Below are 24603 nucleotides of genomic sequence, written 5' to 3'. Positions count from 1 at the left end.
CGCACGGACGGGTGGTTTGCCGCCGCGGCCGGACCCCGGCGGACGAGGACGGGGTGTGCTGGGTCGAGCGGCACGGGCCGCGCCGCGACGGGACGGAGGGTGACATGCGAGAAGGGGCGCCGCTCCGTGGAACGGGGGAGAGGGGCACCGTGTGCGCCCCCGACTGGGTGCACGCCGAACGCCGAGCGCGTGCCTGGGCCGTCGCGCACCACCTCGTCGCCGACGGGGAGGAGGCACGGCGGCTGGCCCGGACGGGGCACGGACGGATGGCCGGGTGGCTGGCGCCCGGCGCCGGTCCGGCGGAGCTGGCGCTGCTCGCGCAGTGGGGTGCGTTCATCGCGTCGGTCGACGACGGTTTCGACCGGCACGGCCAGTCGCCGGAGCAGGCCGGGGCCGTACTGGACGAGCTCCTCGCCGTGCTCGGGGGCGACGACGGGACCCGCTGCGCGCCGTCGGCGGCGCCGGTGGTGCGCGCCCTCGCCGACCTGTGGGCGCGGACCCGGATCGCGGCCCGGCCGGGCTGGAGGCAGCGCTTCTGCACGCTGTACCGGGACTTCGCCGAGGCCACCGTCACCGAACTACGGCTGCGCTCGAGCGGTGAACGGCTCGGACTGGACGACTACGTGGCACTGCGCCGCCGTACCATCACCGTGCTGCCGATGCTGGCCGTGGTGGAGCGGGCCCGGCCCGCGGCGGTGGAACTCGACGGGCTGCGGGACGCGGCCGCCGACATCGTCGCCTGGGCCAACGACCTGCGGTCCGCGCGGCGGGAGGCGGACGAGGGCGGCGAGAACCTCGTCGGCGTACTCGCGCGCCACCACCGGTGCAGCCCGGCCCGGGCCGCGGCCCACGCCCGCGCCATGCTCGCCGAGCGCATGGACGAGTTCGACCGGGCCGCACGGGGCGACCGGGCCGCGCCGATCCGCCGGGTGCGGGACGGCTCGCTCGCCTGGCAGCGGGAGACCCACCGCAACCCCGCGGGAGGCGGATTCCTTGCCGCCGACCACGAACGGGGCGTGTCCGCTCTCGCTCAGCACCTGGCCGTCGCCGTGGACGCGGCCGGTCATGTGGACGACCGGTGCGGCAGCCGCGTGCTGGAGTCCACGCTGCTGCTGGCCCTGCTGCGGGCACAGGGCGCCGAACCGGACGAGCAGGACCGTCTCGCTCGCTTCCTGCGGCGGCGCCGCCCCGGCGCGAACGACGTGGACGCCCTGCTGATCGACGCCTGCCTCGACCCTGCCGGCACCGCCGGCCGGGCGCCGGAGCGGGCCGCCGCCCTGCCCTTGGCGATGAGCAGCGGCACCGCCGGGCGCGGGCGGCTGAAGTCCGTCATGCTGCGCACGGTGCTGCACCTGCTGTGCGGCTCGGCACTGGAGAGCGGCGACGCGCCCGCCCCGGTCGCACCGGCCGGCCTCACCACCTTCACCGACGTCCACCTGCTGTCGGCCCGCATCGTCCACGCGCACGCCCGCCACCGCCCGCACGAGGTCACCGACGCGGAACGCAACCGTCTGGTGTCGCTGCTGGCACGCGGACGCAACCGGGTGCTGTGGGAGGCCAGTGCCACCACCCACCTGCTCGGCCTGCACGCGGTGCGCACCTTCCGGCCCGGCGACCCGGTCCTCGACGACGGCCTGCTGCGGCTGTGCCTGGCCGTCAACACCGACGACGGCGTGCCGTTCCTGGACAGCCAGGACCTGTGGCTGACCGCCGTGGCCGGCCTGGCGTTCACCGCCGAGGACAGTCTGGCGCGCCAGGTGCCGCGGATGGCCGACCTCGTGGCCTCCTGGCAGGCCCCCGACGGGGGCTGGCCCTTCGCCACCGGCATGCGGCAGACCGATGTGGACACCACCACCCGGTGCATGGAGTTCCTGCACGCCGCCGGACCCGACCGGTACCGGGAGGTGCTGGACAGGGCGGCCGGGTACCTGACCGGGATCGCCGGCCCGGACGGTGGCTTCCCCACGTGGGTGCGCGGTGACACACCGGACCTCGACATGACCGCCGGCGCCGTCCTCGCGCTGGCCCCCCGGGCCGCGCGGCACGAGCGCCTCCTGTCCGGCGCGATCGAACGCGTCCTCGAAGCCCAGCGCCCGGACGGGACCTTCGAACGCAGCTGGACGGTCAGCGAGTCCAGCGCCGTCCTGCGCGCCGTCGACGCGCTCCACGCGATCCCCGCTGCCGACGCCGGCCTGGCCGCGCGGATCGCGGCCGCCACCGCCCGCGCGGTGCGGCGCCTCGTCGCGACGCAGCGTCCCGACGGCGGCTGGGGCCAGGTTCCCGGCGACCCCGGCGACGTCCTGTCCACCGCCCAGGCCGTCCCCGTACTGGCACGTCACGGCGAGCCGCTCGCCGTGGGCCGGGCGCTGACGTACCTGCTGGAGCGGCAGGACTCCGACGGCGGCTTCACCGCGCCGCCCGACCAGGTCGGCCCGCGGCCGTTGCCGTTCGACTATCCGGTGCTCGCCGACATCCACACCTTGTCCGCCCTGCGCAGCGTCCGCGTGCCGGCCGCCACGGCGCCCCGCACGCCGTCACCGGCGCCGGTCAAGGGCTCCGCGGGCTCCGCGGGCTCCGCGGCGAAGTGGCCGGCGCTGGAGGCGGGCCTGCGCGGGGTGCTGCTGCGGCCGGAGCAGGCCGCCTACGAACAGGCCCGCCTGCTGGTCAACCAGCGGTTCGACGGCATCCGCCCCCAGGCGATCGCCTACCCGGCGGACGTCCACGACGTGGTCGAGTGCGTCGACTTCGCCCGCACGAGCCGCGTCCCGCTGGCGCTGCGCTCCGGCGGGCACAGCTACGCCGGATACTCCACCGGCCCCGGGCTCGTGGTCGACGTCAGCTCCCTCAACTCCACGGCCGTGGGCGGCGGGTACGCCAGGTTCGGTGCCGGCGTCAAGGGCCAGCAGGCCCACCTGGCGCTGGCCGCGGCCGGTGCCGGCCTGCCGCTGGGCCGGTGCCCCACCATCGGTCTGGCCGGAGTCACCCTCGGCGGAGGTCTGTCCGCGTTCACCCGCGCCTGGGGTCTGGCCTGCGACCACCTGCGCGAGGTGGAGATCGTCACCGCCGACGGCCGCGTCCGCCGGGTGCGGGCGGACTCGCCGTACCCGGACGGCGACCTGTTCTGGGCCCTGTGCGGGGGCGGCGGAGGCAACTTCGGCGCCGTCACCGCGCTGGAGTTCGCCACCGAGGACATCCGCGACCTGAGCTGCACGAGGTTCCTGGCCGGCTGGCCCTCCGCCGCCACCGCGGCCGTGCTGCGGGGCTGGTCGGTCTGGAACGCCGACCCGTCGACGCCCCGCACGGTGACCTGCGCCTTCGAACAGCTCAGCGACTCCGGTCTGCCCTCGCGGCCCACGGTGACCGGGACGTTCATCGGCCCGCCCGGCGCACTCGAACCGGTGCTGGACCGGCTGGCCGCCGCGGTGGGCCTGCCGGAGGCCGAGCGGGTCCTCGTCCCCTGCGACTACACCCGGGCCGCCAGTGAGGCCGACCGCTGGGGAGGAGGCACCCTGGGGCCCCGGGTCGCCTTCGCGGCCAAGTCGCACATCGTGCGGGAGCCGCTCAGTCCCGCGGCGGCGTCCGACATGGCGGCGGCCCTCGAACGGCTGCACCGCTTCACCGCGGTGGGCGGGGCCGGCGGCCTGCTCATCGACGCCCTCGGCGGCGCGGTCGGCGACCGGCCGCCGGGGGCGACCGCCTTCCCCCACCGGGCCGCCGTCGGCGTCGTGCAATACCACTCCTACTGGCACCAGTTCACCGACCCCGCGCACGTCGACGCCAGAATCGAGTGGCTGCGCGACACCCACACCACCCTGCAGACCCACCTCGGAACCGGCGGCTACACCAACGGCATGGACCCGGAACTCACCGACTGGCAGACGGCCTACCACGGCGAGAACTACCCGAGGATGCAACGCGTCAAGGCCGCCTGCGACCCGGACCACCTCTTCACCTTCCCCCAAGCGGTCACCTGCGGGACGGCCGGGCGATGAAGCGGCCTTCCGACCGCTGCCGCCCGCCGCCCCGGGAAAGACGCCCAGCATTGCCTCGCCGTCCGGGTCGGCCGCGGCCGGCGGATGCCTGCCCGGGGCCGCGGCGAGCTCCGTCCGCCGGGCCGTGACCGTGGTGGATGCCGCGTGACTGGGAAGGCGCCGTCGGCAGCGACCGCCCGGTCCTCATGACCGGTGACTCGAAGGGCTCATCAGGTTCCTGGCGCAGACCACCGGACGCGTCATCTCCGAGACCGGCTTCGCCGAGGTGATGCACCTCGTCGACGAGCAGCAGGAGTGGAATCGCCGTACCCGCGACCTCATCGCCCGTGCCCGTCCGTGCCCGCTGCCGGTCAACGACAGCGTCCCCAGCGTGATGATCCCCCAGTGGCACCGCGGTACCACCTGGGCGCGCGACGCCGCCCGCGCCTTCCACGACGAGGTCGCCGAGCGCGTCTCCGCGGGAGTGTCCGTCTGCCCGCGAACGGGCCAGGCTCACGCCCGGGGCAGCTACTTCACCACGCGCGCGCTCGAGGCCGCCGGCATTCCGGTGCTCGAACTGCACGCCGACAACGTGGACGCCCGCAGTGCCGACGGCGACGCCCTGACCCGCACCGTCGGCGACTGGCTCGACCGGCAGGTCCTCGCCGGCGGCTGACCGGCGGCGCGTGTCCCCGCGCGCTTGGCTACGCTGCGGGGATGCGTGTGGAGAAGGGTGATCTGACGGGGCGGGCGCGGCTGCGGAAGGCGGCTCTGGAACTGTTCGCCGAGCGGGGGTTCGAGGCGACCTCGACGCGGGCGGTGGCCGCGGCGGCGGGCGTGTCCCCTGCTCTGGTGACCCGCCACTTCGGGTCGAAGGACGGGCTGCGCGCGGCGGTCGACCAGGACGTGCTGGAGCGCATCGGCGGGGAACTGGCCGACGTGGATCCGGACGCGGACCTCATGGAGTCGCTCGGGGCGGTCTCCGCCCGTCTGTTCGGGGCGGACCCCGTGCTGCGGGGCTACCTGCGGCAGGTCCTCCTGGAGGACGGCGAGGCCGGCGCCGCGCTGTTCGGCAAGCTGCTGCGGGGAGCGCGGACCGAGCTGGAGCGGCTGTCCTCCGTGTACGGCGGTGCCCGGGGAGGCGAGGGGGCCGACAGCACCTGGGCGCCGTTCCAGATGCTCTGCCTCATCCTCGGTCCGCTGCTGCTGGAGCGGGTGATGCAACCGAACCTGGAGGAACCGATGTTCGCTCCGGAGGTCCTCGCACGCCGCAGCGCGGCCAATCAGCGCCTGCTGGTCCAGGGCTTCTACGGCTGCCCGGAGGACCGGTCCGGGGGATAGCCCCAGTGCCGGGTGTACATGTGTTGAGGAAACTCAACACATGTACACCTCGACACCGCGACTCCGTCGCCTCGCATGGCTGGACAACCTGCGCATCGCCCTGACCGTCCTGGTCGTGGTCCACCACGCCGCCCAGCCCTACGGCCCCGCCGACTGGTGGTACGTCGAGGGCCAGCCGCGTGCCGGGGCCCTCGCCACGCTCTCCGCCGTCGACGGCTCCTTCTTCATGAGCCTGTTCTTCTTCGTCTCCGCCGTCCTCATACCCGGGTCGTGCGAGCGCCACGGCACCCGGCGCTTCCTGCGCGGCCGGTTCGTGCGGCTCGGCATCCCCGTCGTCGTCGGCGCCCTGACGATCGTGCCGGGACTGATGTACGCCTACTTCACCCACTACCGCGGCTACCCGCCGATGCCGTTCCCGCGCTACTTCACCGACGTGTACCTCGGTCTGGGGGAGGAACCGGCGGGCTGGAGCGGGCCGTCCTGGCCGGACCTCCAGTTCGGACACCTGTGGTTCGTGCAGAACCTGCTCGCCTGCACCGTGGTGTACGTGGTCCTCCGCCGGCTCGGCCGCCCGCTGCGGGGCCGGCGCGGCCCCGGGCGTGCTGTCGCGCCGCCCGGGCACCGCGCCCTGGTGGCGCTGACCGTCCTGCTGGCCGGTGCGACGTTCCTCGTCCGCCTGCGGTACCCCCTCGACGCCTGGGTGCCCGTCCTGGACTTCCTGCAGGTCGAGCCCGCGAGGGTGCCGCAGTACGCCGCCTTCTTCGCGCTGGGCGTCGTCGCCGGCCGTCAGGACTGGCTGGAGCGCTTCGACGCCCGGGTGGGGCTGGTGTGGCTGGCCGTGGGAGCAGCGGGCGTGGCGCTGCTGTTCCTGGCCGGGGCCGACTCGCGGTGGTTCGGGCCGGGCGGGGCGGACCTCCCGTCCGCGGTGTGGGCGGTCTGCGAGAGTGCGCTGTGCGTGTCCCTGTGCGTCGGACTGCTCACGCTCTTCCGGGAGTTCGTGCGCGGCGGTGCCCGGTGGTCGAGGGAACTGGCGGCGAGTTCCTACGGCGTCTACATCATCCATGTGCCGCTGGTCGTCGCCGTGCAGTACGCCCTGGCCGGCCGCGGTCTGTCCGCGGCCGGCTCGTGGTGCGCCGCCGTCGTCCTCGCACTGCCGTCCGCCTTCCTCCTCGCGGCAGGACTGCGCCGACTGCCGGGCCTGCGCCGGGTGCTGTAGGAGGGAGCGAAGGGTGCGGAGGAGGGGGCCGGGGGAGTGCCCGTCAGTCGCGGGAGTTGCCGAACAGCAGGCGGTAGCCGATCAGCAGGACGAGCGCGCCGACGATGGCGGAACCCCAGGTCGCCGCGTCGAAGAACTCCTTCTGCACGGGGCGGTCGAGGAACCGGGCCGACAGCCAGCCGCCCAGGAACGCGCCCGCGATGCCGATCACCGTCGTTCCGATGCAGCCGCCCGGATCCCGTCCGGGCAGGATCAGCTTGGCGATCCCCCCAGCCAGAAGTCCCAGAACCAGCCAGCCGATGACGCTCATCTCCGGCGCCCCTTTCCGTATTCCTGTTCGTGTTTCTGTTCGTGAGCCGTAGCCCGGACAGCCTATCTTCTACAAGCGTGTAGAGGATCGGGGTCGGCGGGAGGGCCGTCCGGCCCCGTTCATGACGGCTGTGTTGCGGACGTGTGGCGGACCGCCGGATCGACGCCCAAGGGGCGGTGCGGCGCTTCGCGGATGTGGTTACCTGGGCTCATGACCGTGCTCGTGACCCGCCGCCACGTCGACTACGTGCGCGTCACCACCACGGGCTGTACCGCCCAGGGCTGACGCCGGTCCTCAGCACCGACGTCCCTCTCGCGCACCAACTGCGCCGTCCCCTCCCGTCGCACCGCACCGCGCCGCACCGACCACCGGCCTCGTCCGAGGTCCGTCGCCGCGCGCGGTGCGCCTTCCCGCACCCGTCCTCCGCGCAAGGGAGCAGCACCATGAGCCAGCAGCCGATCGACTCCGTCACCGCCGGTCACACGCCCGACGAGGAGCCGTCCGCGCCCGACACCTCGGCCTGGTCCTTCGAGACCAAGCAGATCCACGCAGGCGCCGTGCCGGACCCGGCCACCGGCTCCCGCGCCACGCCGATCTACCAGACCTCGTCGTTCGTGTTCCGGGACACCCGGCACGCGGCCGACCTCTTCTCGCTCGCCGAGCCGGGCAACATCTACACCCGCATCCACAACCCCACCCAGGACGTCTTCGAGCAGCGCGTCGCCGCGCTGGAGGGCGGTGTCGCGGCGGTGGCCCTGGCCTCCGGGCAGGCGGCGGAGACCCTGGCGATCCTCACGCTGGCCGGTGCCGGGGACCACGTGGTCGCGAGCGCCTCGCTGTACGGCGGCACCTACAACCTCTTCCGGCACACCCTGCCCAGGTTCGGCATCGAGGTGTCCTTCGTCGACGACCCGGACGACGCCGAGGCCTGGCGGGCGGCGATCCGGCCCCGCACCAAGGCACTGTTCGCCGAGACACTGGGCAACCCACGCGGAAACGTGCTCGACGTGCGGGCCGTGGCCGACGTCGCGCACGAGGCCGGCGTCCCGCTCGTCGTGGACAACACGGTGCCCACGCCCTACCTGCTGCGGCCCCTGGAACACGGCGCCGACGTCGTCGTCCACTCGGCCACCAAGTTCCTCGGCGGGCACGGCACCACCATCGGGGGCGTCGTCGTCGACGGCGGCACGTTCGACTTCGGCGCCCACCCCGGGCGCTTCCCCGACTTCACCGAGCCCGACCCCAGCTACCACGGCCTGCGGTACTGGCCCGCCCTCGGTCCCGGCGCCTTCGCCGTCAAGCTGCGGGTCCAGTTGCTGCGCGACCTCGGCCCCGCCATCTCCCCGCACTCCGCTTTCCTGCTCCTCCAGGGCGTGGAGACCCTGAGCCTGCGCATCGAGCGGCACTCCGCGAACGCCCAGGCGCTGGCCGAATGGCTGGAACAGCGCGACGAGGTCGCCGCCGTCCACTACCCCGGACTGCCGTCCAACCGGTGGTACGAAGCCGGGCAGCGGTATCTCCCCCGGGGCGCGGGTGCCGTCCTTTCCTTCGAACTGCGCGCCGGGGCCGAGGCCGGCAAGCGGTTCGTGGACGCGGTGGAACTCTTCAGCCACCTCGCGAACATCGGGGACGTCCGCAGCCTCGTCATCCACCCGGCGTCCACCACCCACAGCCAGTTGGACGAGCGGCAGCTGGAGGCCGCGGGCGCCTCGCCCGGCCTGGTGCGGCTCTCGGTGGGCCTGGAGAACCTCGCCGACCTCAAGGCCGACCTGGAGGCCGGGTTCCGGGCCGCGAAGGGCGCGTCCTGAACACCGTACGGACGCCGTCCCGGGTCCCCCTCCCGCCGGTCTCCGGGGCCTGGCGGGAGGGGGACCCGCCGGGGCGGCGCCAGTGGTTCGTACGCGAAACGCCGCTCCGCCTGGAAGCGGGCGGCCGACTTCCCCGGCCACGGCTCGCGTTCGAGACCTGGGGGCGGTTGGCACCGGACGGCTCCAACGCCGTGCTGGTCCTGCACGCCCTCACCGGCGACAGTCATGTGGCCGGGCCCGCGGACGCCGGCCACCCGACTCCCGGATGGTGGGACGGGCTCGTCGGGCCCGGCCGGGCGCTCGACACGGACCGGTGGTTCGTCGTCGCCCCCAACGTCCTCGGCGGCTGCCAGGGCAGCACCGGGCCCTCCTCGCCGCGCCCCGGCGGACGGCCCTGGGGCGGCGACTTCCCCTTCCTGACACAACGTGACCAGGTGGCCCTGGAAGCCGAGTTGGCGGACGAGCTGGGCATCGCGCGCTGGGCCCTGGTGGTGGGCGGTTCGATGGGCGGGATGAGGGCGCTGGAATGGGCCGTGTCCCACCCCGAACGGACGGGGGCACTCCTGCTGCTCGCCACCACGGCGGCCGCGAGCGCCGAGCAGATCGCCTGGGCCGACATACAACTGCGCGCCATCCGCTCCGACCCGCACTGGCGCGGCGGCCACTATCACGCGGGCGGCCGGGGACCGCACGAGGGACTCGGCCTGGCCCGGCGGCTCGCCCACGTCACCTACCGCAGCGAGCCGGAGCTCCAGGCCCGCTTCGGCCGCTCGGCACAGGACCGGGAAGACCCCTGGGCGGGCGGCAGGTACCAGGTGGGCTCCTACCTCGACCACCACGCCGCCAAGCTGGTGCGCCGCTTCGACGCGGGCAGCTACGTCGTCCTGTGCGAGGCCATGAACAGTCACGACATCGGCCGGGACCGGGGAGGCGTGCAGGCCGCGCTGCGGCGGGTGACCGCCAGGACCCTGGTGGCCGGCGTCGACTCCGACCGGCTCTACCCGCCCGCGCAGCAGGCGGAGCTGGCGGCGGGCATTCCCACGGCCGACGTCCTGCGGACCATCGAGTCGCCCTGCGGCCACGACGGCTTCCTCGTCGAGGTGGATCAGGTGGCCGCGCTCGTGGCGGAACTCCTGCCGTGAGGTGGGCACGGCCCGAACCGGGGCTCTCCCGGTCACACGACTGACAAGAAGCCGACACACGGGAACCGGAATCGGCATCGGACACCGGAGGTTCGCACCGACATGACAGTAGGAGTAGCACTCAACGCCGGCGACGTGCGCAACCAGGTCGACGCCACGGTGGAACTGGCCCGCGAGGCCGAGGCCGCCGGGCTGCGCTCCGCCTGGTTCGGCCAGACCTTCGGCGCGGACTCGCCGCAACTCGCCGCAATCGTCGGACGGGAGGTGCCCGGGCTCCAGGTGGGCACCTCCGCGATCCCCGTCTTCGGACGGCACCCCCTGCTCGTCTCCAGCCAGGCCCAGACCGCGCAGGCGGCCACCCACGGCCGCTACCACCTCGGACTGGCGCTCGGCACCAAACTGCTCACCGAGGGCGGCTTCGGCCTGCCCTTCGAACGGCCCATCGCCCGGCTGCGCGAATTCCTCACCGCATTGCGGCAGTTGACGCGGGACGGCACCGCCGACTTCCGGGGCGAACTGCTGACGGCCGTCACCCCGGTCCCCGCCCGCGTGCCCGGTGCGGAAGCGGGTGTCCCCCTGCTGGTCGCGGCGATGGGAGCACAGTCCCTGCGGGTCAGCGGCGAACTGGCGGACGGCATCCTGCCCTATCTGGCGGGCCCCCGCGCACTGGAGACGCACATCGTCCCGGCCCTCACCGCCGCGGCGGAGTCCGCCGGCCGGCCCGCGCCGAGGATCGTCGCCCTGGTGCACGGCGTCGTCACGGACGACGTGGCAGCGGTCCGGGAGAAGGCCACCGGGCACCTGGCGTTCTACGAACAGATCCCCTCCTACGCCCGCGTCATCGAGCAGTCCGGGGGACTCCGGGCGTCCGACGTGGCGGTGATCGGCGACGAGAAGACGGTCGCGGCGGAGGTACGCCGCTACCGGGACGCCGGAGCGACGGAGGTGGTCTTCGCCGGCACGGAGATCGCGGGAGAAGCCGACCGGCGCCGCACCTGGGCACTCCTCGGCGACCTGGCCGGCTGAGACAGCACCTCGGCGAGAGCCCCGGGCCGCCGTACGGGGCCCGGGGCTCCCACCGCACCCGCCGGAGCGTCAGACCACGCTGACGCCGTGCCGCACGACCGCGTCGAACAGATAGCCCTGGGTGTTGTGGACGGTGACGTCCGGCTGGGTCCGCCCCGCCGTGTCCGTCGCCCGGGCCAGCAACGTGTAGGTCCCCGGCGACGGCGGGCGCCAGGGGGTCGACCAGCGGACCCAGCCGTCGCGCCGGGGTGCGTCGTGGAGCCGGGCGGCCCTCCACGAAGTGCCTCCGTCGGTGCTCACGTCCACCCGCACGACCCCGCCGGCGCCGGACCAGGACCGCCCGGTGAGCCGGTGGGTCACGCCCGCTGTCAGGTTCGTCCGCCCGTCCAGTTCCCAGGCGCTCTTGACCGTCTGCCGGGTCAGCGGGGCGCTGCCGCCCTCGGGGTGGGCGTCGCCGAACAGGCGGTAGAAGTCGGTGTTCCACGGCGAGTACAGCGGCTCCGCGGACACCTGGATGTCGCCGACCCACTTGACGGAGGCGATGCCGATCCACGAGGGCACGAGGACCCGCACGGGATGCCCGTGGTCGGGCGGCAGCGGTGCGCCGTTCATCTCGTAGGCGAGCAGCACGTCGTCCAGTGCCTTGGACAGCGGCAACGGGCGGCGCACCCGGCCGAGGTTCGTGCCGTCGGCGGTGACGTAGTCGTCGTCGAGGCCCCGGGGCAGGACGTCCACGGCCCGCCGGTCGAGCCCCGCCCGCCTCAGGACGTCCGCCAGGCGTGCCCCGCGCCAGCGGGCGACGCCGATCGCCCCGAGGGTCCAGGCGGTGCCACCGGCCTCCTGGCCCTGCTGGCTGGTGAAGTAGCTGCGCCCGTTGCCCGCGCACTCCACGAACGCGCTGTGCGTGACGGACGGCAGCTTCTTCAGGTCGGCCAGGGAGAAGTCGACGGAGCGGTGCCCCAAGAGGCCGTCGCCCCAGACGGTGAGCTTCCAGTCGGCCGCGTCGAGGAGTGGCGTCGCGGTGTGGTTGCGGACGAAGAAGCGGTCGTTGGGCGTGTGGTACCCGGTGCCGGCGAGGGCGGCGAACCGTGTCTCCGCGTTCGTGCCCCGCACGGTGAACAGGTCCTCGGGCAGGGGTTTGACGATGCCGGGCGCGGTGGCAGCGGCGGCCGCGGCCGGAGCGCCCAGCGCCGCGGGCACGGCGCCGGCCAGTCCGGCCGCGGTGAGCAGCCGGAGCATGTCACGCCGGGAGACACCGTCGGCCCGGGCCTCGCCGGAGAGCCACTGCCGCAGTCTGCGTCGGTCGTAGGCGGATTCGGGGGTGCGCATGAGGGGCTGCCTTTCACGGGGGGGGCGCGGGGACGTGCCCCGAGCGGACGGGGAAGGGAAGGGCGGCCGTCCCGGAGGGGACGAAAGGAACGGCGGCGACGCGTCGTCCGAGGGTGCCTGGACACGCTCCGGACCGGGCGCGGGACAGCGTCGTCTACGCGGTGCGGATCAACAACAGCCGCACGAGAGGAGCACGCGGGACCGCGGGGCGGCGAGGCGGCGTCGGCTGCGGAACATGGGGCCATCGTACGGAGACGACGCGTGATCGGAAAGGAGTGGCCAAGTCCCCTGCGTCAAACGGAGGATGACGCCGGTCCGGGGCCGTGCGCCGGCCGCCGTTCCGACGTGCCTCGCAAGGCCGTTCCTCTTCCTCTCATGTCGAGCAGCGGGCGTGGAACAACGGAGGCCGGCGGCAACGCATCGGCATTGCACGTGCGTTGGCGATCGGTCCCCGCGTCACCTGAGGCCAGCGTCGGCCGGGCGGACGTGCGGTCCGGACGGCAGGGACCACCCGCCCGACGCGGCCCGCGCAACGGTGCGTTCCTCGTCGACCTCGATCCCCCGGGCCGGGGGCGTCACCGAGGACGATCCCGCCGTCGGTGATCTCCTGGTCCACCCGCGGTCCGACCGGGAGGGACAGATCCTGCACCTCGGTCACCGGGTGGTTGGGCACGGCGGCCGCCGCGTGCGCGACCGGGTTGGCGTTGTACCCGACGGGACTGACCGGCAGGCCGTGCCCAAGGCCAGCGCTCCCGGCCGGCGCGTCCCACGGCCAGTCGCGACTTGTGATACGAGTGATGACCGTGGCGTGTTCGGCTAGCCTGGAGTCATTGGACAGCGGGGGCGGGAGCCTGCACGAGCATGGGGAGTCTCTGACCAGATGATCGAGCCGTCTGCGGACACCACCGTCGTGTCCCGCCCGCGACGACGCCGGCCACCGCTCGCCGCGGCCGTCGTCCAGAGCCTCGCCACGGCCATCGTGCTCGGCGAGTACCCGCCGGGCACGGCGCTGCCGTCGGCGGAGGAGCTGGGTGAGGCGTACGAGGTGAGCCGGACCGTGATCCGGGAGGCGACGACGACGCTCGCCGAGAAGGGGTTGGTGGCGACCCGTCAGGGCTGGGGGACCGTCGTACTGGGCCAGGACCAGTGGAGCCTGCTCGACCCGCTGGTCCTCGACGCCCTGTTCCAGCGCGAGGACCGGCTGGTCTACCTGGACAACCTGATCGAGATCAGGACCACCCTGGAGTGCGCGATGGCCACCCGTGCCGCCGGGCGGATCGACGAGGAGCAGTCGGCGGCGCTGGCCGCCAAGCTCGATGAACTGGCGGGCCTGATCGACGATCCCGAGGCGTACTCGCGTGCGGACATCGAGTTCCACGAGATCATCCACCGGGCCTCCCAGGACGCGTTCGGACGGGCCATCGTCTCCAGCGTCCAGGGCAAGGCCGTGCGCTCGCCGCAGTACAGCGGCGACCCGACGCGCGAGGACATAGAGCTCACGCACGAGGGGCACGCCCGGGTCGCGGCCGCCGTGCTCGCGGGGGACGGCGACGCGGCCGCCGAGGCGATGCGCGAGCACATCACGTCCTCGTGGGCCCGCCGCCGTCCGGCGGACGTGCCGGACGCGCAGCAGGCGTAGGACGCTGCGACGAGGCGGTCGGGGGACCGTCGCCCGGCCGGTCGCCCGGCCGCCTCGTCGCGTTCAGCCGGTCACGGCCGGCCGATCCCCTCGGCGGTGACGTGCCGGTTCCACTCCGCGACCCAGGCGGCCCCGTACGCCTCGGCCACCGCGCCCAACCTCTTCGACCTGCACCCGCCCTTCCAGATCGACGGCAACTTCGGCGGCGTCTCCGGCATCACCGGGATGCTCCTGCAGAGCCACGCCGGTGAGATCGACCTGCTGGCCGTCCTGCCCGCCCTGCCCGCGGCATGGCCCACCGGTTCCTTCCGGGGACTGCGGGCGCGCGACGGTTTCGAGGTCGACCTGGAGTGGACGGCGGACGGCATCACCCGCGCGGAGGTGCGCTCGCTGCTCGGCAACCCCGTACGGATCCGCCCCCCGCACCCGGTGCACGTCGAGGGCGCCCACGCCGACCGCCCCGAGAAGAACGTGGTCTCCTTCGGCACCCACCGCGGCGGCCGCTACCGGCTCGCCCCGGACTCCGCGTAACGGCGCCCGTGCCCCGCCGCGCGTCCCCGGGGGTGGTGCCGGCACCACCCCCGGTCCGGTGTCTGGGCCACCTGCTTCGCGGGCGCCGCCGGAGGAGGGTTGGTCCCGTCACCACGCAGCCGGCCGGGGCGGCCGGACACGACGGAGGAACGAGGGATCACGATGGGCAGTCACACGCGACGGAAAGTCCTCAAGGGCGCCGCGGTCGCGGCGGCGGGCGGTGTGGTCGGCGGCGTCGGGCCCGGCCCCCTCACCACCGCGGCGCGGGCGCACCCGGCTCCTCCGAAGAGCACCACGACCGGGTCGATCCCGTTCCTGGAAGGGGCCTTCACACCGGCCACCGAGGAGCTGACCGCCTTCGACCTCGACGTCGTCGGCCGCATCCCCCGCGACCTGGACGGCCGCTACCTGCGCAACGGCCCGAACGCGCTGGGCGTCGAAGACGTACGGGCCCACCACTGGATGCTCGGCGACGGGATGGTGCACGGGGTGCGGCTGCGGGGCGGCCGCGCCGAGTGGTACCGCAACCGCTGGGTGCGCTCCACGCAGGTGACGGCGAAGCTCGGCGAGACCTATCCGGGCCCGGTACCGCCGGACGACTTCGCGTGCAACACGCACGTGATCCCGTACAAGGGCCGCATCCTCGCGACGCAGGAAGGCGGACCACTGCCGTACGAACTGGACGGCGAACTCAACACCGTGCGCCCCTACGACTTCCGCTCCACGCTCCGGGGACCGCTCGCCGCGCACACCAAGTACGACGCGACCGCCGACGAGTTGCACGCGATCGCCTACTACCCCACCTGGGACCACGTGCGGCACATCGTGGTCGACCGCACCGGCAGGGCGCGCCCGGCCACGCGGATCCCGGTCGCGGACGCGCCGATGATGCACGACTTCGCGCTCACCGAGAAGTACGTGGTGATCGTGGACGTCCCGATCACCTTCGACGCCGCCGCGGCGGAGGCCGGCGCGCTCGTGCCGTACGAGTGGAACGACCGGCACCCCATGCGCATCGGACTGCTGCCGCGCGCCAGAGGCACCACGCGCTGGTTCGAGATCGACCCCGTGTACTACTCGCACACCCTCAACGCCTACGACCAGGGCGACACGGTCGTGATGGAGTACATCGGATTCCCCGCGCCGTTCTACGCCGCCGGGCGCGGCATGGGCGGGCCCTCCGCGACCGGGTCGCCGACGCTCGACCGGTGGACGATCGACCTGCGCGCGGGCCGGGTCCGCAGCACCCGGCTCGACGACCGTCCGCAGGAGTTCCCCCGTATCAACGAGAGCCTCGTCTCGCGACGGCACCGGTACGCCTACACCGCGTGCGCGGCCGAGATGTGGCGCGCGTACGAGGCCGCCGACGGGGTGTACCCCGACGAGAAGTTCGCCAACTACCTGGTGAAGCACGACATGCTGCGCGGCAGCAGGCAGCTCCACCGCTTCCCCCGGGGCGCTGCGGTCGGCGAGCCGGTGTTCGTCCCGCGACGCGGAGCGCGGGACGAGGACGACGGCTACGTCCTGTCGTACGTGCACGACCCCGACCGCGGCGCGACCGACCTGGTGATCCTCTCGGCCCAGGACTTCGGCGGTCACCCGCTGGCCCGCGTCCGGCTGCCCGGCCGGGTGCCGTTGGGATTCCACGGCAGCTGGATCCCGGACGCCTGAGCCGCCGCCGTCGCGATGCCCTCCCTCCGCCTCCCCTCCGGCGCGGCTCCCGCCGTCCACAGGGTGTCCGGGCGGCGGGGTAGGCTGCGGCGGTGCGTACGGTCGAGCTCCTGTTGGACGAGGCTGCGGACCTGGCGGTGCGGGAGGCCTGGCGGCGCCTCGCGGACGCGGGACTGCCCAGTCAGGCACGCCACCGCTCGCCGACCAACAGCCCGCACCTCACCCTGGCCGCCTGCCCCGAGCTGACCGCACCGATCCGCTGGGAGCTGGCCGAGGTGGCCGCCGCACTGCCCGTCCCGGTGCGGTTCACGGGCGTGGTCCGCTTCGAGCGGCCCACCTCCGTGCTGGCCTGGGCGCTGGAGCGCGAGGCCGGCCTGGCCGCCCTGCACCGCCGGGTGTGGGAGGCGGTGACCTCGGACAGCCCGCCCCAGACCCTCAGCCCGTTTCACGACCCCGGGCGCTGGAGCCCGCACATCACCCTCGGCCGCACCCGGCGGGCCGGGGCCTTCACCGGCCGGCGCGTCCCCGAACTCCTGCCCCCGCCACCGCTGTCGGCGCGGCTCGTCACCCTGCGCAGCTACGACACCGAGACCGGCACCCTCGAGGTACTGCGCCCCCGCTCCTGAGCACCCGGGCGCGGATACGCGTGGGGGGCACCGGTTCACCGGCACGGAGTCGTGCGGCGCCGCGCCGCTCAAGAGGTGGTCTGCAGTGCGACGTACATGGCGCCGATGCCGATGCCGATGCCGAGGGCCATCAGGACGATGTCGCGAGATCGCCCGGACCGCCCGCCGGCACCGTCCCGCGGAGGTCCGCCGGCACGCAGGAGGGCGGCGTCAGTCGATGAGTGCGGTCGCCTCGACCTCGACGAGTACGTCCGGCTCGAAGAGGTACTCGACGCCGATGAGCGAGGCCGGAGGCATCGGAAGGCGCAGTCCGATCCCGTCGGCAACGGACTCGACCCCGGTCATGAAGTCGCCGATCTTCTCGGGGCTCCACCGCGTCACATAGAAGGTCAGGCGCAGCACGTCGGCGAACGACGCGCCCGCGCCTGCCAGACCGACGGACGTGTTGCGCAGTGCCTGGGCGACCTGACCCGCCAGGTCACCGGGTGCGACCGGGGTCCCGTCGGCCCGGCGCGCGATCTGACCGCTGACATGAACGTGCTTGGTCCCCGTGCCCACGGCGACGTGGTGATACGGGGTCGGCTGCAGCATGCCCTCCGGGGTGAAGTGCTGAACAGTCATGTCGTCCTCCCTTTCCTCCGCAACAGGTATCCGTAAGCTACCTAGTGCAGGAAGGACACTTCAACGAGACCAGGTTTCACCATGGATACCGACGCCGGACTCCGCATCGACGCCCCGCACCGCGAACTGCTCGACCAGATCCTCGACAAATGGTCGCTCAGCGTCCTCAACGAACTGTGCGAACGCCCGTGCCGCTTCAACGAACTGCGCCGGGCCGTTCCCCAGGTCACACAGAAGTCGCTGACCGCGACGCTTCGGCGACTCGAACGCAACGGCGTGGTCGAGCGCGAGATCGTCTCCACCCGCCCCGTGGCGGTCAGGTACCGGATCACACCCCTGGGCAAGACCCTGCGCCACCCCGTCGACGTACTGCTGACCTGGGCGTCACAGCACATGCCCGCCATCACGGCCGCCCGCGAGGCCTTCGACACCCGAATGGAAGAGGCGGAACTCTGACGGGTCCTTGGTGACCGGGCGGACCGGTGTGTGGTCGAGCCTCTCGGCCCTTCTGTCGCGCAGCAGGGCGATGGTGCCGCGTACGGTCAACTCGCCGCTGCTCAGCTCGGTCGCGGCGTCCTGCCGGGAGGTGGCGGTGCGAGTGCGCCGACATGCTCGGCATCACACCGCCCGACGCGGCCTGACCGTCGTCGAGGAGCGGGACCGGTCACATCCGCCGACTCCTGCCGGGCGGTTCATGCGCGGGCGGGAGTCCGGCACGGTCCGGCCTTTCACGCCGGCCGCCAGGTGCGGGACAGGGCGGCCGGGGTGAGGACCTCCTCGGGCGGACCCTGCCCCACCAGCCGTCCGTCGCCGAGGAGCAGGCAGGTGTCGGCCGAGCGGGCGGCTTCCAGATCGTGCGTGGCCTGGACGACGGTCGTGCCGTCGGCGACCAGGTCCGTCAGCAGTGCCGTGATCCCTTCCCTGGCTCCGGGGTCGAGTCCGGTGGTCGGTTCGTCCAGGAGCAGCAGGTCGGAGTGCTGGGCCAAGCTCTGGGCGATCAGTACGCGTTGACGCTGGCCACCGGACAACTCGCCGAGCTGGCGGGCGGCGAGCCCGGCGACTCCCAGGCGCTCCATGGCCGAGTCGACCAGGGCCCGGTCCCGCCGGGTCAGCCGCCGCCACAGTCCCCGCTCGTTCCAGCGCCCCATCTCCACGGTCTGTCGTGCTGTGAGGGGGAGTGCGTCGCCGACGGCGCCGCGCTGCGGGACGAAGGCCGGCGGGCGGCCCTCCGCGTAGTGGAGTTGCCCGGCTGTGGCTTCGATCACGCCGGCGAGAACACCGAGCAGTGTGGACTTCCCGCTGCCGTTCGGCCCGACGAGTGCCGTCATGGCCAACGCCGGTATGGAAGCGCTGAGTCGACGGAGCACCGGACGACCGCGGTACCCCGCCTCCAGGTCGCTGAACCGCACGCGTTCACGCATCGGCACGTCGTCGGGCGGCGCCACCGGGTGTTTATTGAACATGATTGTCATTGTAGTGTGCTGCCATGGAGTGGTTGACGGCCCCTTTCGAGGCGGCCTTTGTGCAGCGGGCCCTGTGGGCCGGGATCCTGGTGTCGGCGACATGCGCCCTCGCGGGGACGTGGGTGGTGCTGAGAGGAATGGCCTTCCTCGGCGACGCGATGTCCCACGGACTCCTGCCGGGCGTGGCGGTCGCCGCGCTGCTCGGGGGAAACCTGCTGGTCGGGGCGGTGGTGAGCGCGGCCGTGATGACGGCCGGCGTCACCGTCCTCGGCCGCACGCCGAGGCTCTCCCAGGACACCGGCATAGGCCTGCTCTTCGTCGGCATGCTGTCCCTCGGCGTCATCCTCGTGTCGCGCTCGCAGTCGTTCGCCGTGGACCTCACCGGCTTTCTCTTCGGCGACGTCCTCGCGGTGCGCGAGAGCGACCTGTTCCTGCTCGGGGCGGCGCTGCTGCTGGCGCTGGTCGTCTCGGTGTCCGGCCACCGGGCCTTCCTGGCGCTCGCGTTCGACGACCGCAAGGCCGAGACCCTCGGCCTGCGCCCCCGTCGCGCACACGCCGTGCTGCTCGGCCTGCTGGCCCTGGCCATCGTGGCCTCGTTCCACATCGTGGGCACACTGCTCGTCCTCGGTCTGCTCATCGCCCCACCGGCGGCGGCGCTGCCCTGGGCGCGGAGCGTGCGCGGCGTCATGGTTCTCGCCGCGGCCCTCGGAGCGGCCGCCACCTTCGGCGGCCTGCTGCTCTCCTGGCACCTGAGCACCGCCGCCGGCGCGACCGTCTCGGCCCTCGCGGTCAGCCTCTTCTTCCTGTCCCACCTGGCGGCCGGTGCCCGGGACCGGCGTCTCGCGCGCCGCGCGGGCCCCGCCGCCCGCGCCGCCACGTGAATCCCGAACGCCCCCACGACCCCACCGAACGGAACCTGAGGCGATCCCCTTGTTCGTCCGAAGAGAAGTCACCTTCCTGGTGCCGGCACTCCTGTCCGTGGCCCTGCTGACCGCGGGTTGCGCGGGCCGGGAGGACGCCCGTTCCAGCGCCGAGAGCCCTTCCTCCTCCACCACCGGCACCCCCCACGGCTACGTCGAGGGCGCCACCGAGTCCGCCGAACAGCAGTCACGGCTCCTTCTCGGCGACCCCGCCACCGGCGACACCCGGGTGCTGGACCTGATCACCGGCGAGATCCACGCCACCGCGCGCAGAGCCGGTCTCACCGCGCTCACCACGGACGGCCGTTTCGGGTACGTCCAGGGCGCGGACGGCACCCACGTCCTCGACGGCGGCGCGTGGACGGTCGACCACGGGGACCACGTGCACTACTACCGTGCGCAGATCAAGGAGGTCGGCGAACTCCCGGGCGGCTCCGGGACGAGCCTCCGCGGCGACGCGGGCGTCACGGTCACCACGGCAGCGGACGGCAAGGCCGCCGTCCACGTGCGCGCCGACCTGGAGAAGGGCCTCCTCGACGCCCCCGACCGGCTGCCGGGCACCTACGCCGGGCCCGTCGTGCCGTACGCGGAACACCTCGTCGCCCTCGTGCCCGACGGCGACGCTCCCGCGAAGGTGGTCGTGCTCGACCGGTCCGGCAAGCCCGTCGCCGCTCCCGAGCCCGAGTGCGAGGACCCCGGGGGCGACGCGGTCACCCGGCGCGGGGTCGTCCTCGGCTGCGCCGACGGTGCCCTGCTCGTCCGCGAGGACGGCGGCACCTTCACCGCCGAGAAGATCCCGTACGGCGAGCAGGTACCGAGGGCGCGGCGGGCGGCGGAGTTCCAGCACCGTCCGGGCAGCAGCACGCTCACGGCGTCCGCGGGCGAGAACGCCGTCTGGGTCCTGGACGTCACCGAGAAGACCTGGACGCGGGTGGAGACCGGCCCGGTGGTCGCGGCCAACACCGCGGGCGAGGGTTCACCGCTGATGGTTCTGGAGACCGACGGAGCCCTGCACGGATACGACCCGTCCACCGGCAGGGAGATCGCGGTCACCGAACGTCTGCTGAGGAACGTCCCCGGGACCGCCACCGGCGGTGCCGCGGCGCCGGTGATCGAGGTCGACCGGAACCGGGCCTACCTCAACGACCCCGAAGGCAGGCGCGTGTACGAGATCGACTACAACGACGAACTCCGTGTCGCCCGCACCTTCGACCTGGACGTCCGACCGTCCCTGATGGTGGAGACGGGCCGATGAGCGCGCGTGTGCGGGCAGCACGGCTGCGCGCCCTGCTGCTCACCCTGGTCAGCCTCTGTGTCGTCGCCGGTACCGCCGCCGGCTGCACGAGCGGCGACGACGAGCGGCCCCGGGTCGTGGTGACGACCAACATCCTCGGTGACATCACCCGGGAGATCGTCGGGGACGAGGCGGACGTCAGCGTCCTGATGAAGCCCAATGCCGACCCGCACTCCTTCGGCCTGTCGGCCGTGCAGGCCGCCGAACTGGAGCACGCGGACCTGGTCGTCCACAACGGTCTGGGCCTCGAGGAGAACGTGCTGCGGCACGTCGAGGCGGCCCGCGCCTCGGGCGTGGCCACCTTCGCGGCCGGAGAGGCGGCCGACCCTCTCACCTTCCGCACCGACCGGGAGGGCGGCCCCGACAGCGGGGCGGGCGAACCGGACCCGCACTTCTGGACCGATCCCGACCGCGTGCGCAAGGCAGCCGGCCTGATCGCCGACCACGTCGTGGAACAGGTCGAGGGAGTGAACGCGCAAGCGGTCCGGGACAACGCCGCACGCTACGACGGCCGACTCGCCGACCTCACCGCCTGGATGGAGAAGTCCTTCGCGTCCATCCCCGAGGGCCGCCGGGCCCTGGTGACCAACCACCACGTCTTCGGCTACCTGGCCGACCGCTTCGGCTTCCGGGTGATCGGCGCGGTCGTCCCCAGCGGCACGACACTCGCCTCACCCAGCTCCTCCGACCTGCGCTCCCTCACCCGGGCCATGGAGGAGGCCGGCGTGCGCACCGTCTTCGCCGACTCCTCCCAGCCCACCCGGCTCGCGGAGGTCCTGCGCCGGGAGATGGGCGGTGACGTGGACGTCGTCCCGCTGTACTCCGAGTCGCTGACCGAGAAGGGCAAGGGCGCCGGGACCTACCTCGAGATGATGCGCGCCAACGCCTCGGCCCTGACCGAAGGCCTCACCCGTCACCGACCCGCCCGGTGACCGAACGGACTCCCCGACGGCCGGCGCACCGCCGCCGTTCCACCACACAACCCGTGCCCTCAGGGCCGGAGAGGACATACCCACGATGAACAGGTCGACACGCGCCAGGACGCTCACGGGAGCCGCCCTCGCCCTGACGGCGTCCATGGCACTGACCGCCTGCGGCGGCAGCGACGACGACGCGTCCGACGCCGGGCCGAAGAACCAGACGAAGGGCAGTGGGGCCGCCGCGGTCAGGAACCCGCTGGTCGCCTCCTACGACGGGGGACTGTACGTCCTCGACGGCGAGACCCTGGAGCCGGCGAAGACGATCGAACTGCCCGGCTTCAACCGGGTCAGCCCCGCGGGCGACGAAGACCACGTCATCATCTCCACGGACAGCGGCTTCCGCGTGTTCGACGCAGTCCACCAGACCTTCACGGAAGCCGAGTTCAAGGGCGCGAAGCCCGGTCACGTCGTGCGGCACGGAGGCAGGACGGTCCTGTTCACCGATGGTACGGGCGAGGTGAACGTCTTCGATCCCGCCGACCTGGCCGGCGGCAAGCAGCCCGCGGGCCGGACCTACACCTCCGCCGAGCCCCACCACGGCGTCGCCGTCGAACTGGCCGGCGGTGAACTCCTCACCACCCTGGGCACCGAGGAGAAGCGCACCGGCGCGCTCGTCCTGGACAAGGACAACAAGGAGATCGCACGCGCCGAGAACTGCCCGGGCGTGCACGGCGAGGCCGCCGCCGAGGACGAGGTGGTCGGCCTCGGCTGCGAGAACGGTGTTCTGCTGTACAAGAACGGCGAGTTCACCAAGGTCGACGCCCCCGACGACTACGCCCGCACCGGCAACCAGGCAGGCAGCGACGCCTCCCCGATCCTTCTGGGCGACTACAAGACCGACCCCGAGGCGGAGCTGGAGCGGCCGACCCGCATATCTCTGATCGACACCCGCACGGCGAAGATGAAGCTGGTCGACCTCGGCACCAGCTACTCCTTCCGCTCGCTCGCCCGCGGTCCGCACGGCGAGGCCCTCGTGCTGGGCACCAACGGTGTCCTCCACGTCATCGACCCGGAGAGCGGAAAGGTGGAGAAGAGGATCGAAGCGGTCGGCGACTGGACGGAGCCCCTGGACTGGCAGCAGCCCAGGCCCACCCTGTTCGTCCGCGACCACACGGCGTACGTCTCCGAACCGGGCAAGCGTCAACTGCACGCCTTCGACCTGGACTCGGGCGACAAGCTGACGTCGGTGACGCTGCCGAAGGGCACCAACGAACTGTCCGGGACGGTGGCCGGTCACTGACCGACCGGTCCGCTCCAGGAGAACCTAGGCGTAGGGCCTCCACTCGCGGCCCTGGGTGTCGTACGTGTAGCGGGGCAGGTCCTTGATGGCGCTGGTGCGGAACGGGCTGCCGCGGTCGTCGACGCGCACGGTGCCCGTGCGGCCCTGGGAGGACCAGTCCAGTTCCAGGTACCAGCGGCAGTCGCACGAGCTGGTGGAGGCAGTGACCAGCAGGACTTCGGGGTCCTTCGCGGAGACGCGGTAGGGCATGTGCGGGGCCGGGATCGGCGTGCCGGAGTCGTTCCCGGCGACCGCGCGGGCGATGGGCCGGTCCTTGTCCAGGTCCACGGTGAAGGACCGGGGAGTGAGCGAGCCGCCGCAGCCCTGGTCCATGGCATAGGCGTTGCCCCCGGCCGGCGCCGTGCGGCCGGCCACACGCACGCGCAGTGCCTCCAGTACGACAGCGGTGTCGCTGCGCCCTTGGACCGACAGCCGCACGAGCGTCTCGCCGCCGTGCACCGCGTTCTGCGTCGCCGCCCAGGGCGCCGCGTCCTGGGGGGCAGGGGGAGGGGGGACCTGGTCCGGTGGCTTGGCGATGACGTAGTCGTGGCCGCAGCCGAGCTTCCAGGCCTGTGAGTCGACGGACCACGTGAGCGGCGGCCCGGCGGGCTGCTCGCCGCGCGAAGGGGCGGGCGCCGCGCCGGAGGGGCGGGCGGCGCCCGGCTGCCCCGTCCGGGCGGCGGGGTCCGAAGAGCCTCTCGAAGTGCCGGGGGTGGGGGTGCCCCTGTGGCCGGGGGAGGCGCCCCGGGACTCAGGCGGCCGGGCCTCGGCCGTGTCGGGGGCCGGCGCGCCGGACGCGGTCGGACCGGCGCCCCGGGCGGCACCGTCGGCAGACGCCGGCTGCCTGCCCGGCAGAGTGGACAGGGCCGCGAGCGCCGCGAGTACGGCACAGGCACAGGCGCAGGCCAGCCCGGCCACGGGACGTCTGCGGCGGTACCAGGGGTGGTGCGGGCGGGGGAGCGGGGGCGCGTGGTCCGGTCCGGCCGTCGCCGCCTCCGAGGCCGGCGGGTCGGACGGCACGCTGTCGCTGACCGGCGCCGCATCCGGTTCGGTGACGCCCTGCACCGCGGTGTCCGCGCCGGGCGTCGCGTCGTCCACGGCGTTCGCCGGGGCGGCGGGCCCGCCGTGCACCGGACCCGCGGTACGGGGCCGGCGGCGCGCTTCCACCGCCAGGAGCCAACGGCGGTGGAGTTCCAGGCGTTGCTCCGGGGTCGCCCCGCACAGGGCCGCGAAGCGTTCCACGGGGGCGAAGTCGAGCGGCACCGTGTCACCCGCGCAGTAACGGTGCAACGTCGAGGTGTTCATGCCCAGACGCCGGGCCAGCGTGCCGTAGCTGCGGTCCGTGCGTTCCTTCAGCGCCCGCAGCAGCACCGCGAACCCGGCCACCTCGTCGACGCCGTCGCAGTCCCCCTGTACCGGCACAGGCCCACCCGTCC

At 73.5% G+C, this 24603-nt stretch carries 21 protein-coding genes; 16 read left to right on the top strand and 5 right to left on the bottom strand.

Annotation, left to right across the window (positions count from 1 at the left end):
* The first annotated feature begins 149 nt into the window (after nt 1-149).
* From Sdi02f_RS15925 to Sdi02f_RS15910, 4 genes are all read left to right on the top strand, one after another.
* Nucleotides 150-3992, top strand: a complete 3843-nt coding sequence (locus tag Sdi02f_RS15925) for a terpene synthase family protein (RefSeq protein WP_108933520.1) — start codon at nt 150-152, stop codon at nt 3990-3992.
* Nucleotides 3993-4200: 208 nt separating this feature from the next.
* Nucleotides 4201-4647 carry a 2-hydroxyacyl-CoA dehydratase family protein gene (locus tag Sdi02f_RS15920; protein ID WP_218030778.1) on the top strand — a complete coding sequence of 149 codons (447 nt, stop codon included), beginning with the start codon at nt 4201-4203 and terminating at the stop codon, nt 4645-4647.
* Between the two features lie 41 nt (nt 4648-4688).
* Nucleotides 4689-5312, top strand: a complete 624-nt coding sequence (locus tag Sdi02f_RS15915; protein WP_108933519.1) for a TetR/AcrR family transcriptional regulator — start codon at nt 4689-4691, stop codon at nt 5310-5312.
* A 40-nt stretch (nt 5313-5352) separates the two neighbouring features.
* Nucleotides 5353-6528: an acyltransferase family protein gene (locus Sdi02f_RS15910; protein ID WP_108933518.1), complete on the top strand. Its 1176-nt coding sequence runs from the start codon at nt 5353-5355 to the stop codon at nt 6526-6528.
* Between the two features lie 43 nt (nt 6529-6571).
* Here Sdi02f_RS15910 and Sdi02f_RS15905 read toward each other — a convergent pair whose 3' ends face one another.
* Nucleotides 6572-6838 carry a GlsB/YeaQ/YmgE family stress response membrane protein gene (locus Sdi02f_RS15905; RefSeq protein ID WP_030400504.1) on the bottom strand — a complete coding sequence of 89 codons (267 nt, stop codon included), beginning with the start codon at nt 6836-6838 and terminating at the stop codon, nt 6572-6574.
* 443 nt (nt 6839-7281) lie between these two features.
* Here Sdi02f_RS15905 and Sdi02f_RS15900 point away from each other — a divergent pair, with 443 nt between their 5' ends.
* From Sdi02f_RS15900 to Sdi02f_RS15890, 3 genes are all read left to right on the top strand, one after another.
* Nucleotides 7282-8646 carry a bifunctional o-acetylhomoserine/o-acetylserine sulfhydrylase gene (locus tag Sdi02f_RS15900; protein ID WP_079080706.1) on the top strand — a complete coding sequence of 455 codons (1365 nt, stop codon included), beginning with the start codon at nt 7282-7284 and terminating at the stop codon, nt 8644-8646.
* Entirely contained in the window at nt 8643-9788 is a 1146-nt protein-coding gene (gene metX / locus Sdi02f_RS15895) for a homoserine O-acetyltransferase MetX (RefSeq protein WP_108933566.1), read from the top strand. Before Sdi02f_RS15900 ends, metX begins: the two co-directional genes overlap by 4 nt.
* 102 nt (nt 9789-9890) lie before the next feature.
* Nucleotides 9891-10814: an LLM class F420-dependent oxidoreductase gene (locus Sdi02f_RS15890; RefSeq protein ID WP_108933517.1), complete on the top strand. Its 924-nt coding sequence runs from the start codon at nt 9891-9893 to the stop codon at nt 10812-10814.
* 69 nt (nt 10815-10883) lie between these two features.
* Here Sdi02f_RS15890 and Sdi02f_RS15885 read toward each other — a convergent pair whose 3' ends face one another.
* A complete protein-coding gene (locus Sdi02f_RS15885) occupies nt 10884-12143 on the bottom strand; it encodes a sulfite oxidase (protein WP_108933516.1) in 1260 nt (419 codons plus the stop codon).
* Nucleotides 12144-13023: 880 nt separating this feature from the next.
* On the opposite strand from Sdi02f_RS15885, the gene Sdi02f_RS15875 reads away from it, so the two are divergent.
* The 4 genes from Sdi02f_RS15875 (at nt 13024) to Sdi02f_RS15860 (ending at nt 16610) form a co-directional block, all read left to right on the top strand.
* The gene (locus Sdi02f_RS15875) at nt 13024-13782 is read left to right on the top strand and encodes a FadR/GntR family transcriptional regulator (protein WP_030400509.1); all 759 of its coding nucleotides are present in this window, start codon (nt 13024-13026) and stop codon (nt 13780-13782) included.
* A 96-nt stretch (nt 13783-13878) separates the two neighbouring features.
* Complete coding sequence (locus Sdi02f_RS15870; protein ID WP_055469625.1) at nt 13879-14313, top strand: glycoside hydrolase family 95-like protein; 435 nt, start codon at nt 13879-13881, stop codon at nt 14311-14313.
* Between the two features lie 162 nt (nt 14314-14475).
* Nucleotides 14476-15984 carry a carotenoid oxygenase family protein gene (locus Sdi02f_RS15865; protein WP_108933515.1) on the top strand — a complete coding sequence of 503 codons (1509 nt, stop codon included), beginning with the start codon at nt 14476-14478 and terminating at the stop codon, nt 15982-15984.
* A 92-nt stretch (nt 15985-16076) separates the two neighbouring features.
* On the top strand, nt 16077-16610 hold the full coding sequence (locus Sdi02f_RS15860) for a 2'-5' RNA ligase family protein (RefSeq protein ID WP_030400512.1): 534 nt from the start codon (nt 16077-16079) through the stop codon (nt 16608-16610).
* Between the two features lie 210 nt (nt 16611-16820).
* On the opposite strand, the gene Sdi02f_RS15855 is transcribed toward Sdi02f_RS15860, so the two are convergent.
* Nucleotides 16821-17231, bottom strand: a complete 411-nt coding sequence (locus Sdi02f_RS15855) for a RidA family protein (protein WP_030400513.1) — start codon at nt 17229-17231, stop codon at nt 16821-16823.
* A gap of 81 nt (nt 17232-17312) precedes the next feature.
* Between Sdi02f_RS15855 and Sdi02f_RS15850 the strand changes: the two genes are divergently transcribed.
* Nucleotides 17313-17687 (top strand): winged helix-turn-helix transcriptional regulator, encoded by a 375-nt coding sequence (locus tag Sdi02f_RS15850; protein ID WP_108933514.1) that lies wholly within the window; start codon nt 17313-17315, stop codon nt 17685-17687.
* Between the two features lie 272 nt (nt 17688-17959).
* Here Sdi02f_RS15850 and aztA read toward each other — a convergent pair whose 3' ends face one another.
* Nucleotides 17960-18703, bottom strand: a complete 744-nt coding sequence (gene aztA, locus Sdi02f_RS15845; RefSeq protein ID WP_078886483.1) for a zinc ABC transporter ATP-binding protein AztA — start codon at nt 18701-18703, stop codon at nt 17960-17962.
* A 14-nt stretch (nt 18704-18717) separates the two neighbouring features.
* On the opposite strand from aztA, the gene aztB reads away from it, so the two are divergent.
* The 4 genes from aztB (at nt 18718) to aztD (ending at nt 23128) form a co-directional block, all read left to right on the top strand.
* Nucleotides 18718-19575, top strand: coding sequence for a zinc ABC transporter permease AztB (aztB, locus tag Sdi02f_RS15840; protein ID WP_053639523.1), 858 nt, complete (start codon nt 18718-18720; stop codon nt 19573-19575).
* Between the two features lie 49 nt (nt 19576-19624).
* Nucleotides 19625-20869 carry a PQQ-binding-like beta-propeller repeat protein gene (locus Sdi02f_RS15835; RefSeq protein WP_108933513.1) on the top strand — a complete coding sequence of 415 codons (1245 nt, stop codon included), beginning with the start codon at nt 19625-19627 and terminating at the stop codon, nt 20867-20869.
* Entirely contained in the window at nt 20866-21840 is a 975-nt protein-coding gene (aztC, locus tag Sdi02f_RS15830; protein WP_053639525.1) for a zinc ABC transporter substrate-binding protein AztC, read from the top strand. The genes Sdi02f_RS15835 and aztC overlap by 4 nt, the downstream gene beginning before the upstream one ends.
* An 85-nt stretch (nt 21841-21925) precedes the next feature.
* Nucleotides 21926-23128: a zinc metallochaperone AztD gene (gene aztD / locus Sdi02f_RS15825; RefSeq protein WP_108933512.1), complete on the top strand. Its 1203-nt coding sequence runs from the start codon at nt 21926-21928 to the stop codon at nt 23126-23128.
* Nucleotides 23129-23152: 24 nt separating this feature from the next.
* On the opposite strand, the gene Sdi02f_RS15820 is transcribed toward aztD, so the two are convergent.
* Nucleotides 23153-24589, bottom strand: coding sequence for a transcriptional regulator (locus Sdi02f_RS15820; protein ID WP_245962199.1), 1437 nt, complete (start codon nt 24587-24589; stop codon nt 23153-23155).
* Nucleotides 24590-24603: the final 14 nt, after the last annotated feature.

The organism is Streptomyces ardesiacus (genome assembly GCF_003112575.1).
Lineage (GTDB): Bacteria > Actinomycetota > Actinomycetes > Streptomycetales > Streptomycetaceae > Streptomyces > Streptomyces ardesiacus.
This window is presented reverse-complemented; position numbering and strand designations above follow the sequence as displayed.

Coding starts and splice junctions, on each gene's coding strand:
- Sdi02f_RS15915 (WP_108933519.1), top strand. CDS start 4,689: ATGCGTGTGGAGAAGGGTGATCTGACGGGGCGGGCGCGGCTGCGGAAG.
- Sdi02f_RS15910 (WP_108933518.1), top strand. CDS start 5,353: ATGTACACCTCGACACCGCGACTCCGTCGCCTCGCATGGCTGGACAAC.
- Sdi02f_RS15905 (WP_030400504.1), bottom strand. CDS start 6,838: ATGAGCGTCATCGGCTGGCTGGTTCTGGGACTTCTGGCTGGGGGGATC.
- Sdi02f_RS15900 (WP_079080706.1), top strand. CDS start 7,282: ATGAGCCAGCAGCCGATCGACTCCGTCACCGCCGGTCACACGCCCGAC.
- Sdi02f_RS15890 (WP_108933517.1), top strand. CDS start 9,891: ATGACAGTAGGAGTAGCACTCAACGCCGGCGACGTGCGCAACCAGGTC.
- Sdi02f_RS15885 (WP_108933516.1), bottom strand. CDS start 12,143: ATGCGCACCCCCGAATCCGCCTACGACCGACGCAGACTGCGGCAGTGG.
- Sdi02f_RS15875 (WP_030400509.1), top strand. CDS start 13,024: ATGATCGAGCCGTCTGCGGACACCACCGTCGTGTCCCGCCCGCGACGA.
- Sdi02f_RS15865 (WP_108933515.1), top strand. CDS start 14,476: ATGGGCAGTCACACGCGACGGAAAGTCCTCAAGGGCGCCGCGGTCGCG.
- Sdi02f_RS15855 (WP_030400513.1), bottom strand. CDS start 17,231: ATGACTGTTCAGCACTTCACCCCGGAGGGCATGCTGCAGCCGACCCCG.
- Sdi02f_RS15850 (WP_108933514.1), top strand. CDS start 17,313: ATGGATACCGACGCCGGACTCCGCATCGACGCCCCGCACCGCGAACTG.
- aztA (WP_078886483.1), bottom strand. CDS start 18,703: ATGACAATCATGTTCAATAAACACCCGGTGGCGCCGCCCGACGACGTG.
- aztB (WP_053639523.1), top strand. CDS start 18,718: ATGGAGTGGTTGACGGCCCCTTTCGAGGCGGCCTTTGTGCAGCGGGCC.
- aztC (WP_053639525.1), top strand. CDS start 20,866: ATGAGCGCGCGTGTGCGGGCAGCACGGCTGCGCGCCCTGCTGCTCACC.
- aztD (WP_108933512.1), top strand. CDS start 21,926: ATGAACAGGTCGACACGCGCCAGGACGCTCACGGGAGCCGCCCTCGCC.